This window comes from Bacillus sp. PS217, from assembly GCF_037963535.1.
Lineage (GTDB): Bacteria > Bacillota > Bacilli > Bacillales > Bacillaceae > Bacillus > Bacillus subtilis.
This window is the reverse complement of record NZ_CP150157.1, coordinates 1,671,827-1,687,818: the sequence shown is the minus strand read 5'-3', so window position 1 is coordinate 1,687,818 and position 15,992 is coordinate 1,671,827. Positions and strand designations below refer to the sequence as shown.

At 44.0% G+C, this 15,992-nt stretch carries 17 protein-coding genes; 1 reads left to right on the top strand and 16 read right to left on the bottom strand.

Annotated elements, in window-relative coordinates; translation table 11 throughout:
- Positions 1 to 27 precede the first annotated feature (27 nt).
- The 14 genes from sucD to NSQ83_RS08800 all read right to left on the bottom strand — a co-directional run bounded on the left by sucD (position 28) and on the right by NSQ83_RS08800 (position 10,719).
- Complete coding sequence (sucD, locus tag NSQ83_RS08865) at positions 28 to 930, bottom strand: succinate--CoA ligase subunit alpha (protein ID WP_003238566.1); 903 nt, start codon at positions 928 to 930, stop codon at positions 28 to 30.
- 28 nt (positions 931 to 958) lie between these two features.
- Complete coding sequence (sucC, locus tag NSQ83_RS08860; protein WP_003244732.1) at positions 959 to 2,116, bottom strand: ADP-forming succinate--CoA ligase subunit beta; 1,158 nt, start codon at positions 2,114 to 2,116, stop codon at positions 959 to 961.
- A 172-nt stretch (positions 2,117 to 2,288) separates the two neighbouring features.
- Entirely contained in the window at positions 2,289 to 2,570 is a 282-nt protein-coding gene (locus tag NSQ83_RS08855) for a FlhB-like flagellar biosynthesis protein (protein ID WP_003232001.1), read from the bottom strand.
- Positions 2,567 to 4,297 (bottom strand): hypothetical protein, encoded by a 1,731-nt coding sequence (locus NSQ83_RS08850; protein ID WP_198878773.1) that lies wholly within the window; start codon positions 4,295 to 4,297, stop codon positions 2,567 to 2,569. Before NSQ83_RS08850 ends, NSQ83_RS08855 begins: the two co-directional genes overlap by 4 nt.
- Before the next feature lie 31 nt (positions 4,298 to 4,328).
- Positions 4,329 to 5,096, bottom strand: coding sequence for a ribonuclease HII (rnhB, locus tag NSQ83_RS08845; protein WP_029317794.1), 768 nt, complete (start codon positions 5,094 to 5,096; stop codon positions 4,329 to 4,331).
- A gap of 70 nt (positions 5,097 to 5,166) precedes the next feature.
- Positions 5,167 to 6,015, bottom strand: a complete 849-nt coding sequence (gene ylqF, locus NSQ83_RS08840) for a ribosome biogenesis GTPase YlqF (RefSeq protein ID WP_041057465.1) — start codon at positions 6,013 to 6,015, stop codon at positions 5,167 to 5,169.
- A gap of 142 nt (positions 6,016 to 6,157) precedes the next feature.
- A complete protein-coding gene (gene rplS / locus NSQ83_RS08835) occupies positions 6,158 to 6,505 on the bottom strand; it encodes a 50S ribosomal protein L19 (RefSeq protein WP_003220825.1) in 348 nt (115 codons plus the stop codon).
- 139 nt (positions 6,506 to 6,644) lie between these two features.
- A complete protein-coding gene (trmD, locus tag NSQ83_RS08830; protein WP_003232011.1) occupies positions 6,645 to 7,376 on the bottom strand; it encodes a tRNA (guanosine(37)-N1)-methyltransferase TrmD in 732 nt (243 codons plus the stop codon).
- Positions 7,373 to 7,897 carry a ribosome maturation factor RimM gene (gene rimM / locus NSQ83_RS08825; protein ID WP_003232013.1) on the bottom strand — a complete coding sequence of 175 codons (525 nt, stop codon included), beginning with the start codon at positions 7,895 to 7,897 and terminating at the stop codon, positions 7,373 to 7,375. The genes trmD and rimM overlap by 4 nt, the downstream gene beginning before the upstream one ends.
- 4 nt (positions 7,898 to 7,901) lie before the next feature.
- Complete coding sequence (locus tag NSQ83_RS08820) at positions 7,902 to 8,288, bottom strand: YlqD family protein (protein ID WP_032721548.1); 387 nt, start codon at positions 8,286 to 8,288, stop codon at positions 7,902 to 7,904.
- A gap of 121 nt (positions 8,289 to 8,409) precedes the next feature.
- On the bottom strand, positions 8,410 to 8,655 hold the full coding sequence (locus NSQ83_RS08815; RefSeq protein WP_080529314.1) for a KH domain-containing protein: 246 nt from the start codon (positions 8,653 to 8,655) through the stop codon (positions 8,410 to 8,412).
- Positions 8,655 to 8,927 carry a 30S ribosomal protein S16 gene (rpsP, locus tag NSQ83_RS08810; protein WP_003220815.1) on the bottom strand — a complete coding sequence of 91 codons (273 nt, stop codon included), beginning with the start codon at positions 8,925 to 8,927 and terminating at the stop codon, positions 8,655 to 8,657. The genes NSQ83_RS08815 and rpsP overlap by 1 nt, the downstream gene beginning before the upstream one ends.
- Positions 8,928 to 9,032: 105 nt before the next feature.
- Complete coding sequence (ffh, locus tag NSQ83_RS08805; protein ID WP_003232020.1) at positions 9,033 to 10,373, bottom strand: signal recognition particle protein; 1,341 nt, start codon at positions 10,371 to 10,373, stop codon at positions 9,033 to 9,035.
- A 13-nt stretch (positions 10,374 to 10,386) separates the two neighbouring features.
- A complete protein-coding gene (locus NSQ83_RS08800; RefSeq protein WP_003238590.1) occupies positions 10,387 to 10,719 on the bottom strand; it encodes a putative DNA-binding protein in 333 nt (110 codons plus the stop codon).
- Positions 10,720 to 10,896: 177 nt separating this feature from the next.
- Here NSQ83_RS08800 and NSQ83_RS08795 point away from each other — a divergent pair, with 177 nt between their 5' ends.
- Positions 10,897 to 11,382: an Ig-like domain-containing protein gene (locus tag NSQ83_RS08795; protein ID WP_003245834.1), complete on the top strand. Its 486-nt coding sequence runs from the start codon at positions 10,897 to 10,899 to the stop codon at positions 11,380 to 11,382.
- Positions 11,383 to 11,417: 35 nt separating this feature from the next.
- Here NSQ83_RS08795 and ftsY read toward each other — a convergent pair whose 3' ends face one another.
- Complete coding sequence (gene ftsY, locus NSQ83_RS08790) at positions 11,418 to 12,407, bottom strand: signal recognition particle-docking protein FtsY (protein ID WP_003232026.1); 990 nt, start codon at positions 12,405 to 12,407, stop codon at positions 11,418 to 11,420.
- 19 nt (positions 12,408 to 12,426) lie between these two features.
- Positions 12,427 to 15,987 carry a chromosome segregation protein SMC gene (gene smc, locus NSQ83_RS08785; RefSeq protein ID WP_080529313.1) on the bottom strand — a complete coding sequence of 1,187 codons (3,561 nt, stop codon included), beginning with the start codon at positions 15,985 to 15,987 and terminating at the stop codon, positions 12,427 to 12,429.
- Positions 15,988 to 15,992 lie beyond the last annotated feature (5 nt).

Genomic DNA, 15,992 nt, shown 5'->3' with positions numbered 1-15,992 from the left:
ACAGCCTTGACGGCTGTCCCTTTTTTATTAATGCGTTTTACAAGTTTCGAACAAGTTCTTCTCTTTCAGCACCTTGATTAAGGTTTCACCCATGACAGAAGGTGTCTCTGCAACTTCGATTCCGCATGCATTAAGGGTTTTGATTTTTTCATCAGCTGTCCCTTTTCCGCCGGAAATAATGGCGCCTGCATGCCCCATGCGCTTCCCAGGAGGTGCTGTTTTACCGCCGATAAAACCGACTACCGGTTTTGTCATGTTGGCTTTTACCCACTCTGCCGCTTCCTCTTCGGCAGTACCGCCGATTTCGCCAATCATGATGACTGCGTGTGTGTCAGGATCTTCGTTAAACGCTTTTAAAACGTCAATAAAGTTTGTTCCATTTACAGGGTCGCCACCGATTCCAACAGCTGTAGATTGCCCTACACCCGCTTCTGAGAGCTGGTGCACCGCTTCGTATGTTAATGTCCCTGAACGTGATACAACGCCTACATGACCCTTTTTATGGATGTATCCGGGCATAATGCCGATTTTACATTCTTCAGGCGTAATGACACCAGGACAGTTCGGCCCTATCAGTCTCGTTTTCTTGCCTTCCATGAAGCGTTTGACCTTCACCATATCCAAAACCGGGATATGTTCTGTGATACAAATCACGAGATCAAGCTCCGCATCTACCGCTTCCATAATCGCATCAGCTGCAAACGGTGCGGGCACATATATAACAGACGCGTTAGCGCCGGTCGTTTGAACTGCTTCAGCCACTGTATTAAATACAGGAACACCTTCCGCTTCTGTTCCGCCTTTTCCAGGTGTTACACCGCCAACGATATTTGTGCCGTATTCAAGCATCTGCTTCGTATGAAATAAAGCGGTAGAACCTGTAATCCCTTGCACAATAACTCTTGTATCTTTATTAATGAAAACACTCATTATTTGGTCCCCTGCCTTTCATTCTTTCTTAAACTAAGGATACGATTTTCTGCGCGCCGTCAGCCATTGATTCCGCAGATGTAATGTTTAATCCTGATTCACTAAGGATTTTCTTCCCTAGATCCACGTTTGTGCCTTCAAGACGGACGACAAGCGGCAATGTCAAACCAACTTGTCTAGTCGCTTCAACAACCCCTTCTGCGATGACATCACATTTCATAATGCCGCCGAAAATGTTGACAAAAATCCCTTTAACGTTTTGATCAGAAAGAATGATTTTAAATGCTTCCGTGACTTTTTCAGCGGTTGCACCGCCGCCCACATCAAGGAAGTTGGCCGGTTCTCCTCCATAATGCTTGATAATATCCATCGTGGACATTGCAAGCCCCGCGCCGTTTACCATACAGCCGATATTTCCATCAAGGGAAATGTAGCTTAGATCATATTTGGACGCTTCAATTTCTTTCGGATCTTCTTCATCCAAATCTCTGTATTCCATAATGTCCTTTTGTCGGTACAACGCATTGCTGTCAAAATTCAATTTTGCATCAAGCGCCATCACATTTCCGTCGCCGGTAACAACAAGCGGATTGATTTCGGCGATTGAGCAGTCTTTCTCAACAAACGCTTTATATAGTCCAAGCATAAATTTAGCAGCTTTTCCCACGAGCTCTTTTGGAATATTAATAGCGAATGCAATTTCTCTGGCTTGATAGCCTTGAAGGCCAACAGCCGGATCAATGACAGCTTTTTTGATTTTTTCCGGTGTTTTCTCCGCAACCTCTTCAATTTCCGTTCCGCCTTCTTCAGAAGCCATCAAAACGATTCTTGAAGTGGCGCGGTCAAGCACTAGACCGATGTAATATTCTTTTTTAATATCGCAGCCTTCTTCAATAAGTAAGCGTTTTATTACTTGGCCGTCCGGACCCGTCTGATGTGTAACTAGGGTCTTACCTAATAGTTCTTCGGCATACGCTTTTACTTCGTCTAATGATTTTGCTATTTTTACCCCACCAGCTTTGCCTCGACCGCCAGCATGAATTTGAGCCTTTACGACATAAACCGAGCTGGATAAGCTCTTTGCACTCTCAACTGCTTCTTCTGCTGTAAAAGCCACTTTACCTTCAGGAACAGATACCCCATATTTTCTGAGGACTTCTTTTCCCTGGTACTCATGGATATTCATTTCCCATCCTCCTAACTTATGTAACAAAACTAAAATAGACTGCGCTTTCATTCTATAATAATACTGGAAGAATTGTCTACAGTTCGATGCAAAATCTTTTAATCCTTCTAAACATTCAAACTTTTACTTTATTAAAAACATAAATTTCAAAGGAGGATGGGGAATATTTTAGCTATTTTTTGTTTTTTACGCTTTCGTCCAATTTGTAAATGAATGAAAAAATCTCGGCTACCGTTTCATAAAGAGCTTCAGGAATTTGATCATCTACCGTCAAATGGCGCATTAATTCGACAAGGGTCCGATCTTCTTGAATCGGGACCCCTGCTTTTTTCGCTTCTTTGATAATGTTGTCAGCTACATGGCCCTTCCCTGTGGCAATCACTCTCGGCGCCTTGTCTTTTTGTTCGTCATAATGGAGAGCAACAGCTTTTCTGATCGGTGTCTGCTCTTTCATATTTTCACATCCACTTCCTGATCACTGATACTTGTTATATATTGATCGATTGAAGCCTTTTCTTCGGTGTGAACCCTTTTTTTAGCGTTTACCCCTGAAAGGCTGTACCCCATTTCCTTTAGCCCCTGTTTAAGCGCGGGCACCATCGGATCGATCGCAGCCTGCAGCTCGAAATCAGTCTCTATTGTAATGGTCATGACTTTTTGCTGTACCAAGCAATCAACGACGGTTTCTTTTAGTGTATCAAGCTGCAGCAAAAACAAAAGGCGGCAATGGGAAGGATCAAGCTTTCCATCCGCTTCTTTCTTTCCTTTAAACAGAACAGTCATGTCCTGAACCCCTGACTTCGAAAACATCGGAAATGACATTACAATTTGGCTGTATGATGGATGGTCCTGCTGCATGAAAAGCTGGCCATTTAATTTATGAAAAAGCTGATCGGCTTCTTGTTTGACTGGTTCGGCTACCTCATGCGATGCTCTTAAGGCAGAAAGAGCCAGCTTGATGGATTGCATTTCGCCAGATGTGACTGCGCTTCCTTGTTCAAACGCTTTAATGAACGCAACCTCGTCCCTTGCGCCGATTGCCGTTTTCACTTTGGATAAGAAAGAAAGAACATCTGCCTTATCCGCCAAATGGGGTGCTGTCTGCTGAACAGCCTTTAAAAAGACTTCGGCTTCCTGGTCTGTGACTTGTGCCGCTTGTAAAACAGCTGAAGCTGCAAGTGACTTACTATCACCCGATGAAGCAGCCGCTTTAATCCAATTTGCTGCTTCTTTAACAATTTGGAGACTGTTTTTTTCAGCAGATTCCGTCAGCTTCACCAGCAGCTGGCGGGCTTCTTTAATTGGAATGTCTGCTGCTGTTTTAACAGGCTCTTCTTGTATACTTCCCTGTTCTGCTGTGTGATTTGCAATCGGCAGGCTGGCTTTTCCGGGGGAGCCAGCTGGTGTGCTAAGCTCCCTGCTTCCAGCTGTATTCGTCGGAGAAGGTGCTTTCGTATTGTCGGTTAAAGAAATAAGCTTATCAATCAGCCGTTCTGCATGGACATCGATTTCACTATTTAAAAGCACCGTAATTGCTTCCTTTAGCTTTGACATCATTTGGCTCTGCTGAGGGTTTTGGTCGATTGCCTGTAGCAGCTGGGATACGTGCTGATGCAACGGAACAGGCGATTTCACAGCGTGAACACCATTTAAAATCTCGTAGTGAATGGGAAGATCACGCTTTAAAGCGAAGAGAACCGTTTCAACTGCTTTTTTTGTGTCTTGCGAAGGCAGCGTGTCCATCCAGCGGACAGCTGTTTTGATATCATTTTCTGTTACGGGTGTTTTGCTCTTCAGCATCGCTCCTGTCATCATGAGAGCTGCGTTTGACGTCTTCACTGACAAGGCATTTAAAAGCTTGCCAGCTGCATCCTGAATGGTTTTAGGATTTTGATCAAAGCTTTGAACGACCTGAAGACGGCCTGCTTGTTCTGCCGTTTTTTTTTCGTAGGAAAACCAATAGTATGCCTGAGGACGAAGCTGAGTTTCAAGTTTTCCCTGAACAGTTTGATTGCCGACTTGAATCAGAGCATGCTGATCTCCTAGTAAACGAAGCACTTTTCCTAAGAGGAGACGCTTCTCCCCGTTTAGCGCTTCGTTTACTTTTGATGTTTCCTGCGGGACGGCTGTACGCCCGAAAAGGTGCTGCAGCGCCTTTTGCACATCATTTCGTATGTTCATTTTAAAAAGGTGCCTCCTTGTCCATGGTGATTTATCTGAAAGATTGAACAGGAGCGAAAGTTTTGCGGTGCAATTCAGTTGGGCCGTATGCAGCGAGAGCTTCCAAATGTTCTTTTGTCCCATAGCCTTTATTTTTTTCAAAGCCGTACATGGGATACGTTTCGGCATAAGCGCTCATCATTCGGTCCCTCGTCACTTTTGCGATACACGCACCTGCCGCAATAGACACGCTTTTGGCATCGCCTTTTATAATTGACGCCTGAGCCGTGTCGAGCGGAAGTGTCATTGCGTCAACAAGCAAATAATCAGGTGTATCCGACAAATCCTGTATCGCTCTCACCATTGCCATTTTTGAAGCTTCATATATATTGATCTCATCAATCACAGTAGCTTCTACAATTCCTATCCCGACCGCCAGTGCTTCCTTCATAATAAGCTCGTAATATTCCTCGCGTTTTTTCTCTGAAAGCTTTTTGGAGTCTGTCAGCCCAAGTATTTCACATTCCTCTGGAAGGATGACTGCGCTGGCGACAACTGGTCCTGCCAATGGCCCCCGGCCGACCTCGTCAACACCTGCAATCAAGCGAAATCCTTTGTTTCTTGCCAGCCTTTCATAGGAAGTCATATTCACCCATTGTTCTTTCAGCGCTTTTTCTTTCGCTTGCTTTTTAAGCCATTGCTCTACAAGCGTTTGAACGCTTTTTCTCGGGTCGTTTTCGCATTGGGCAATAAATGGGTCTTGTGCATCCTTCACTTCCTGCAAACGGTCTTTAATGTCCTTTACGGTTAATGTATTCACTTTCTCTTCTCCCTTACTGTATGTATCGGTTCAGCCAAGAAAAAATAAAGACCCGCATTTCTGCGCGCCTTTACATCGTCGGCTGTTCAAATGACAGCCTGCCGAACTTTTCAGTGCGAATATCGCGAATGATGACTTCAGTCGTCTTATCGTAGTTAATGAGCCCACCGCTCATGAGACAGCCCCGCTTTTCACCTATTGCATCAAACAGCTCAGCAATGTCCTCTGGGATCTCCTCAAGGCCATAACGCTCTTTAAGCCGTTCTGGGTAATGTTCTTCGAGAAAACGAAGACCAAACACGGCCACGTCCTGCAAATTGATAATCGAGTCTTTAATAGCCCCAGTGACTGCAAGTCTCAAACCGACAAGCTCATCCTCAAATTTAGGCCACAAAATCCCCGGTGTATCTAATAGCTCTAATTCTTTCCCAACTTTGACCCACTGTTGAGAAGTCGTAATGCCAGGTCTGTCTCCCGTTTTTGCTATGTTTTTCTTTGCAAGCCGGTTGATGAGCGTTGATTTTCCGACGTTTGGAATGCCGATAATCAAAGCGCGAATCGCTCTCGGTTTCACACCTTTCGCACGCATCCGGTCAAATTTTTCTTGGAGGATCTCTTTTGATGCAGGCACAATTTGATTTAACCCTTGTCCATTTACAGAATTAATAGACAGAGAGCGGATCCCCTGGTTCTCAAAGTGCTCTTTCCACCGCTGTGTAACTGCCGCATCTGCTTTGTCAGCCTTGTTTAACAGCATAATTCGCGGCTTGTTTTTTAGAATATCTTCAATCATTGGGTTTCTTGATGACATTGGAATTCTGGCATCTACCAATTCATATACGATATCGATTAATTTTAATTTTTCGGTTACTTCCCTTCTTGCTTTTGCCATATGGCCCGGGAACCATTGAATTGTCATGTGACACGAACACCGCCTTTATCTTCAGTATGCATGATTCATTGTTGTCCTTTATGTATTTTACGATGCCTGTCCGGCATTTTCAAATTCTGTATAAAAAAAGAGCTTGTTACAGGTAACAAGCTCTTTTCGTTCGTTATCATTATCGTCTGATCTCTTTAATACGAGCCGCTTTTCCGCGAAGTTCACGCAGATAGTAAAGTTTAGCACGGCGTACTTTACCGTAACGTACAACTTCGATTTTCGCGATTTTTGGTGTGTGTACAGGGAAAGTACGTTCAACGCCAACACCGTAAGAAATCTTACGAACTGTGAACGTTTCGCTGATTCCACCACCACGACGCTTAATCACAACACCTTCAAAGATCTGGATACGCTCACGGTTACCCTCAACAACTTTAACGTGTACACGTAAAGTGTCACCAGGACGGAACGCAGGAAGATCAGTACGAAGCTGTTCTTTTGTGATATCTTCAATTAGTTTTTGCATCGTTTTCAACTCCTTCCAACAGATGCTCTTGGCCACAAAAACCGGCACAGCGGAACATCGTTTTCAAGCTTGCAGCGGATAAGCCCGCTTAAGCCACAAGTAGTATCTTATCACAATTTCATAGCCTATGCAATAAAATCTATTCTTTTTCCCATTCAGAAATCCACTTTCTTTGCTGCTCTGTAAGCGGGTAGTCTTTCAACAGATCCGGACGTCTTAGGTAGGTCCTTCTGATCGATTCTTTATTCCGCCATTCTTCAATTTTTGCATGGTTTCCTGACAAGAGTGTTTCAGGCACTTTTAAACCTTTGTAATCTGCCGGTCTTGTATAATGCGGGTGCTCTAAAAGTCCGGTGCTGAAGGAATCCTCAATATGGGAAGCCTCTTTACCCAGTACGCCCGGAAGCAGTCTGACCACACTGTCTGCGATCATCATTGCAGGGAGCTCACCGCCCGTCAGAACAAAGTCGCCAATTGATATTTCATCCGTTACCAAGTGCTCGCGAATGCGTTCATCATAGCCTTCATAGTGGCCGCAAATGAACAGCAAATGCTCTTCCTTAGCTAATTGCTCGGCTTTTTTTTGGGTAAAACGCTCACCTTGCGGGCATACGAGGATAATACGCGGAGCAGCGGCTGCCTTTGATGTCAGGTCCTCGACCGCGTCAAAAACAGGCTGGGGCTTGAGAACCATGCCTGCCCCGCCGCCATAAGGATAATCATCAACAGTATTGTGCTTGTTATCAGAGTACTCCCGGAAATTTACGACTTGAAACTGCACCGCATCTTTTTCCTGGGCTTTTTGAAGAATCGATGAGCCGAGCACGCCTTCAAACATTTCGGGAAACAGCGTCAAAAAATCGATTTTCATTCGTCTATTAACCCTTCCATGAGTTCAATCTCAATTTTCTTTTCCCTGACATCGATATGTTTAACCACTGATTCAATGTAAGGAATGAGTGCGTCTTTTTTTCCTTTTCGTCCGATGACCCAAACGTCATTGGCTCCAGGCGTCAAAATTTCTTTGACCTTTCCGATGAGTTCGCCTTCTTCAGTAAATACTTCACACCCAATAATTTCGTGGAAATAAAATTCACCCTCATTCAGCTCTCCTAATTCTTCTTCAGGAACTTTAATGATTGCGTTTTTCAGCTCTTCTACTTCATTTAGGTTTTGTCTTTCTTTAAACTGCAGGAGATGAAATTGCTTATGCAGTCTATGTGTGTTTACCGTTACCTCCACTGGTTCGTTACGGCCGTCCATAAACAAATACAGCGTGTTTCCCGGCTTGTATCGTTCTTCGGCAAAATCTGTTTTTGAAATCACCCGCACTTCGCCTTTGATTCCGTGGGTATTTACGATTTTGCCTACATTAAACCATCGCTTTGTCATATGATCACCTCTGGCGAATTTCAATTACTTTTCCGTCTTTTATGACGATGGTGTTCGCTGCTGTTTTCTCATGCCAGTCATCCCCGGCTTCAATCGTCAGCAGCGCATCGACTTCCTTTTCTTTCAGCTCACTGCCAAGCGGCAATGTATGTACTTGAGCAATTTGAAAATCGATGATTTTTATATCATCTTTTCGCTTTTCTATTGCCTTTTTAAATTGTTCAATCATATCAGGGTTTTGCTGTTCTTTCTCATGTTTTCTAAGCTGAAAATAGAGCTGGCTGCATTCTCGTTCAAGCATTTGTTTCTTCTCGGCAAAAGAAGCTAAAAGCTTTTCTTTGCTGCACTCGGTTAAGACTTGCATAACGGCTACACGGTGAATAATTTGCATCGCACCAAGCTCCCCGCTTTTAAAACTTTTACTCGCCCAGGCTTTTCTATTTTGCCTAAGCTTCTATCAGTTTACCCTTTTTTTGCGTGTAAAAAAAGGGGAGGTGCCGGCCCTCTCCCTTTTAGTCAAATATTTCAAATTGAACTTTCTTAGAAGACTGTGCGCCAGCTGCAAATACAGCTGTTCGAATCGCTTTTGCAGTCCGGCCTTGCTTTCCGATAACTTTACCGGTATCTGACTTATGGACAGATAAGCGCAGCGCAATCTTTTGATCGGTTTCTTCTCTTATGACGCAAATGTCATCTGGATGATCAACAAGCGGCGTCACAATGTGGACAATCAAATCTTCCAAGTGTTGATCAGTCATTACTTGCCTTGTTTAGCGTTGTGGAATTTTTCCATGATTCCTTGGCTAGAGAACAAGTTGCGAACTGTATCAGATGGTTTCGCTCCAGTTTGAAGCCATTTAAGAGCAAGCTCTTCGTCAATTTTTACTTCCGCTGGTTTTGCAACCGGGTTGTAAGTTCCGACTGTTTCGATGAAACGGCCGTCACGTGGTGAACGAGAATCTGCTACAACAATACGATAGAAAGGAGATTTTTTTGCTCCCATACGTTTTAAACGAATTTTTACTGCCATTTTACTAGCACCTCCGAAAATATTTCAACAAGATAGTATATTAACAATGATAAAAGTGTTTGTAAAGTGTTTTTTCTTAACAACGGTTTTATCATGTATAACCGATTACATAAAAGGTAGCTTAAACCCTTTTTTCTTGCCTTTTGACATGTTTGTCATCTGCTTCATCATTTTTTTCATTTCATCAAACTGCTTAAGCAGACGGTTGACTTCCTGTACGGATGTCCCGCTTCCTTTTGCAATCCGCTTCCGTCGGCTGGCATTGATGATATCCGGCTGTTCTTTTTCAAGAACAGTCATTGATTTAATGATTGCTTCCACATGATTCAGCTGTTTTTCATCAACTTGGATGTTTTTCAGGCCTTTCATTTTACCTGCACCCGGCATCATTTGCAGAAGCTCATCAAGCGGCCCCATGTTTCTGACTTGCCCGAGCTGCTCCAGAAAATCGTCCAATGTGAAGCTCATCGTTCTCATTTTTTGTTCCAGCTCTTTGGCTTTGTCTTCATCAACGCTGGCCTGTGCTTTTTCAATCAATGTCAGCACGTCGCCCATGCCGAGAATCCTTGATGCCATGCGTTCAGGATGGAACGGCTCTAACGCATCAAGCTTTTCGCCCAAACCTGCGAACTTAATTGGCGTGTTTGTAACAGCGCGAATAGAAAGCGCAGCCCCGCCGCGTGTGTCTCCATCCAGCTTAGTTAACACAACACCGGTTAAACCGAGCTGTTCATTAAAGCTTTTGGCAACATTCACAGCGTCCTGACCGGTCATTGAATCGACAACCAGGAAAATTTCTTCCGGATTCGCGATTTCTTTGACGTTGGTCAGTTCATCCATCAGTTCATGGTCGATATGCAAGCGCCCTGCCGTATCCAAAATGACGTAGTCATAATGTTCTTCCTTGGCTTTCTCAATAGCCTGTTTAGCTATTTCTACAGGACTGACCTGATCGCCAAGAGAGAAAACAGGCATATCAAGCTGTTTGCCGAGTGTTTCCAGCTGTTTAATTGCGGCTGGGCGGTAAATATCGGCAGCAACCAGCATCGGTTTGCGATTATGCTTTTTGCGCAGCAGATTCGCAAGCTTACCGCTTGTTGTCGTTTTACCGGCACCTTGGAGACCGACCATCATAATAACAGTCGGCGGCCTTTTTGCGACGGCGATTTTGCTCTCTTCGCCGCCCATCAGCTCAGTCAGTTCCTCTTGAACAACTTTAATGACCTGCTGGCCGGGCGTCAGACTTTTCATGACGTCTTGGCCTACAGCGCGTTCACTTACTTTTTTGACAAAATCTTTGACTACTTTAAAGTTAACGTCAGCCTCAAGCAGCGCAAGACGAACCTCACGCATCATCTCTTTTACATCTTGTTCGCTGACTTTCCCTTTTCCGCGGATTTTAGAAATCGTCTGCTGCAGTCGGTCGGCTAATCCTTCAAATGCCATAGTTTGCCGCCTCCTAATCTAATTTCTCAAGCGCTTCAATCAGAGCTGTAATTTCTTCCTCTTCTTTTGAACCGGAAGCAAGCTCCTTCAGCTTATTAAACATCTCTTTACGCTCCTGAAACTTTTTCAAAAGGAGCAGCTTTTCTTCATATTGTTCAAGCATCGCTTCTGTTCGTTTGATGTTATCATAAACAGCTTGTCTTGAAACCTCATATTCTTCGGCTATTTCGCCTAGGGAGAAATCGTCCAAATAATAAAGCGACATATAGCTCTTCTGTTTTGACGTCAACAACGACTGATAAAAATCAAACAGATAATTCATTCTCGTTGTCTTTTCGAGTGACATTTGAGCTCTCCCCTTTGTTAAGTCAAATCCCTTTACGATAACTTAGTTTACACGGTTTTATTGACACTGTCAAGTTTTTATCTTGTCAAAGCGACGATTAACCTTTTCCAAAATAAGCTAAATATCATCCAATTTATTCCGATATTGTATATGAACCCTATTTTAAGGAGGATTTTTATGAAAAAAATCGGTTTATTGTTTATGTTGTGTCTGGCAGCCCTGTTTACAATAGGTTTCCCGGCACAGCAAGCAGACGCTGCTGAGGCACCTTATAAGGCCTCAATCACAAATATCAGCACAGATGGAGGGGTATACGGTAAAATCAATTACGGACAAGGTCAATATTGGCGAGTCAAGTACAATATTACAGTAAGCGGCAAATTACTCGACCAAAACGGACAGCCAGTGCCAAACGCGCCCGTAAGATTTGAAGCAGACACGAAGGTCGGAAACACAACACAAACTGCTTCAGGAACGACTGATGCAAACGGAACATTTGAAGTTCCAATGTATTTGGGGCCAGCTGCTGGTTACTATACGTATTACACATCTGTTTCCGTTCATTACTATGACATCATCCCATTCAGAGTTTTTTCTGGTGAGTCAAGACTGGTTTCCACTGATAACAGCCTTTATCATTTCGCCTATCAAGTAAGAAGATAAAAAAGAAAAGGCCCCAAGATGTTGAGGCCTTTTTCTTAATCGTCGGCTTTTTCCACTAAATCTGAAAAGAGTCCGTACACATAGGATTCTGGATCAAATTCCTGAAGATCATCAACTTTTTCTCCTAAACCGACTAGTTTAACCGGGATGTGAAGCTCGTTGCGAATCGCAAGGACGATACCGCCCTTTGCCGTACCGTCAAGCTTCGTTAAGGCAATGCCGGTAACATTTGTTGCTTTAGAGAACTCTTTTGCCTGAGCCATTGCATTTTGGCCGGTCGTGGCATCAAGGGCAAGCAGCACCTCATGCGGAGCTTCAGGAACTTCTCTTTCGATAACACGTTTTACTTTTTCAAGCTCTTTCATGAGATTTACTTTGTTTTGGAGACGACCTGCCGTATCACAAATTAATACATCGGCATTTCTTGCTTTCGCAGCATGAACAGCATCGTAGATGACAGCCGCCGGATCGCTTCCGGCCGTCTGCTTAATGACAGGCACTCCAGTACGCTCTCCCCATACTTCCAGCTGTTCAATGGCTCCCGCTCTGAAAGTGTCTCCGGCGGCAAGTACAACAGATTTTCCTTCTTGTTTCATTTTATGAGCAAGCTTTCCGATCGTTGTTGTTTTCCCGACGCCGTTTACACCTACCAGAAGGATTACGTTTAAACGCCCATCCTGGATGTTCAGTTCTGAAATTTGCTCATCTCCGCTGTTATAAATCTCGACCAGTTTCTCAGAAATCACTGACTGGACTTCCTTTGGATCTTGAATATTTCTGCGTTTGACTTCTTTTTTCAGCTCATCTATTAATTCCATAACGGTTGTAAAACCGACATCCGCGCTGATAAGAACCTCTTCAAGCTCTTCGAAGAAATCCTCATCCACTTTACGGTAACGGGATACAAGATCATTCACTTTGTTTTGAAAGGAGTTTCTTGTTTTTTCAAGGCCATCCTTAAACTTTTCAGATACGGAATCTGTCTGTTTTGTGATTTTCTCTTTTAATTTTTTAAAAAAGCTCATCTTTTAACCTCTTTCCTCGTTACTGAACGAATTCTTTTGTTTCTTCCAGCTTAACGGAGATTACCTTGGAAACACCGGATTCCTGCATGGTTACGCCATAAAGCACATCCGCTTCCTCCATCGTTCCTTTTCTGTGGGTAATCACAATAAACTGGGTATCACTGCTGTATTTTTTTAAATACTGCGCAAACCGGAACACATTCGCTTCGTCGAGCGCAGCCTCTACTTCGTCAAGGACGCAAAACGGCACAGGACGAACCTTTAGGATTGAGAATAAGAGCGCTATAGCAGTAAGCGCACGCTCTCCGCCTGACAGGAGGTTTAAGTTTTGCAGCTTTTTCCCCGGCGGCTGAGCGATAATCTCGACTCCTGAATGAAGCAGATCGTTAGGATCGGTGAGCCTCAGTTCAGCTCGCCCTCCTCCGAATAAGGAGCGGAAAACTTGATCAAAGTGTGAGCGGATTTGGACGAATGTGTCGTTAAAGCGCTTCGTCATTTCTTCATCCATTTCTTCAATCACTTGGAACAAGGTATTTTTCGCTTCTGTTAAATCTTCTTTTTGTTCCGACAGAAACTTGTACCGTTCGTTGACCCTCTCAAACTCATCTATGCTTCCGAGGTTCACGGTACCCAGCTCTTCAATTGCGAGTTTAATCAGCTTCACGCGCTTTCTGGCTTCCTCTGGATCAGTTTCAAGCTGATATTTCTCTTTTGCCCCCTCAAAGGACAAGCTGTATTCCTCCCGTAAGTATTGGAGTAAATTATCAAGCTCGACTTCCATTCGTCCGAGTTTGACTTCTTCGTCTTTTAAGAGCGTTGTTTTTTGTTTATACAGGCGTTTCATTTCTTTCAGCTCACGCTCATACGTATCAAGTCCATGCTGAAGCTTGATGCGCTGATCGCGCCTTAATGCAATCAGTTCGATCGTTTTCGTTTTGTCATTCAATTTATGTTTTGCTGCTTCTTCCAGCTTTTCTTCGCCGCTGGTGCTAGATGACATCTCTGACGTTAAGAAGCTTAAGTCTTCTTTTGCTTCTTTTAACGCAAGCTCTGTTTCAGTGAGCTCTTTCTTTAATCTGGCAAGGTTGTCCTCTTCCCCCTTGCAAGCCTGCTCTTTTTTGGCCGCTGCGATCTTCAGCTCAGTCAGCTCGTTGGAGAGAGACTCTTTCGTTGAGGATTGCGTTTGTTTTTGTTTTGTCAGTTTGTCTATGTCCTCTTCAAGCTGTTTCATCTTTTCAGATACGGCAGAGAGCTCTTCTTCAAGCTTGCGTTTGCGCACTTTTCTCTCTTCATCGCTTTCTGACAGAGCAGATTTTTCTTGATCATAGAGCTCTAAATGGGTATTGATATTTTTCTCGGCAACTTGAAGTTCGTACAGCTGGCCTTTCACATCCTGCTGCTTTAACCTTAAGCCTTCCCCGGTTTCTCTTAAGTCAGCCAGTTTTTTCTCCATATCCTGAATGGAGTGCTTAAGGGTTTTGACCTCTTGTTCAAGCAGAGCTGTTTTCTCTTCCATTTCAGCGAGCCGTTTCGTCACATCTTCTAGCTCCCGGCTTCTTCCGAGGAGGGAGTTATTTTTCTTTTTAACCGCGCCGCCCGTCATTGAACCACCGGGGTTCACAACATCTCCCTCAAGGGTTACGATGCGGTACCGGTGCCCGAGAAGCTTCGCAAGCTCGTTTGCACCCTTTAAGTCCTCTGTGATCAGAACGGTTCCAAGAAGATTCTGGATGACGCTTCGATACGCAGAATCAAATGTGACAAGTTCACTGGCAACCCCGAGAAATGATGAATGCCGGGCGGCTATTTCCGCGTCACGGCTTTGAAGCTGGCGGTCTCTAATAACAGAAAGAGGCAGAAACGTCGCCCGGCCGAAGGAATTCTGCTTTAAATATTGAATCGCTTTTCGGGCAGATTGTTCATCGTCGGTCACGACATGCTGAGCAGAAGCGCCGAGCGCTATTTCAATGGCCGTTTCATACTTCTGTTCTGTAGAAATCAGCTCAAGAACCGCTCCGCGAATTCCACCAAGGCGCTCTTTCGCTTTTAGCACTTCTTTAACACCTTGATAAAAGCCGGAAAAATCTCCCTGCATCGTCTCAAGCATGTCCTTTTTTGATCTCGCTTGCTGAACGTATTGGTATGCCTGATACAGAGCGGATTCATTTTTTTCGTATTGGCGCTTTTTCTGCTCATATTTTGTCTGCATATCACGATATGCACCGACTTGACTGTGAATCTCCTGCTCAATTCGGGCGAATTCCGTTTCACATGCGGCTTTACGCGCAGAAATATCACGCCGTTCCTGCAGGTGCTTTTCATTGTTGTCCGCGAGTCTCTGCAATGTGACAGCGGATTGGGACATCTGGTCATCAAGAAGCTGGAGTTCGTTGCGTATCGAAGCCTGGCTGTTTAACAGCTCAAAATAATCACTTTTCAGCTGCTCGATTTTCTCTTCGACATTTTCATTGTGAAGACTGAGAGCCTGCTGTTTTTCTTTTACTTGCGCCCTTAACTGCTTCACCTCAGCCTGAAGCGTTTCGAAGACAGCTTCCTGCTTTGAAAGCTCTTCTTTCAGAACCGTTTCTTTTTGCTGGAACTGAACGATGGCTTCTTCAAGCTGTTCTTGGTTTTGCACAGCGTTTTTCTTTCGTTCTTTCAGGACTTCTTTACGGCCTTCAAGCTTTTCCAGTTCTTCACTAGTTACCAGTAAAACTTGCTGGAGCTCATCTACTGACTCATCAAGCGCTTGTATTTTGTCCCTTGTATCCTCAATCTTTGCTTCTTTCGCAGAAATAGCAGACGATTCAGCAAGCTCTTCTTCTTTTGCCATCTGCACTTTCTCTTTAAGAGTCGACCATTTACCATGCAGCTCTTCGATATCATAGGCAGTCAGCGCAATTTCAACATGCTCCAGCTCTTTCTTTTTCTCAAGGTAGTCTTTCGCTATTGAAGCTTGAATTTTAAGAGGTTCAACCTGTCCTTCAAGCTCATGTAATATATCTTCTACCCGATTTAGATTGTCCTGTGTCTCAAACAGTTTATTTTCTGCTTTTTTCTTTCTCGTTTTATATTTAAGCACCCCGGCCGCTTCTTCAAAGATACTGCGGCGATCCTCCGCTTTGCTGCTCAGGATCTCTTCCACTTTCCCTTGGCTGATAATAGAAAATGCTTCTTTACCAAGCCCAGAGTCCATAAATAAATCAATAATATCTTTCAAGCGGCATGGCTGATTGTTAATCAGAAACTCACTCTCACCTGATCTGTACACACGTCTTGTGACACTCACCTCGTGGAAGTCAATTGGCAAGAAATGATCATCATTATCAAGAGTAAGCGTAACTTCAGCTAGATTTAATCGCTTTCTTGAATCACTCCCGGCAAAAATGATGTCTTCCATTTTTCCGCCGCGAAGAGAGCGTGCCGATTGTTCGCCGAGAACCCAGCGAATGGCATCCGTGATGTTGCTTTTTCCGCTTCCGTTCGGCCCGACAACTGCTGTCACGCCTTTAACGAAGTCTACGGAAATCCGTTCTGCAAATGATTTAAATCCTATAACGTCTAAACGTTTGAGGAACATAGCGA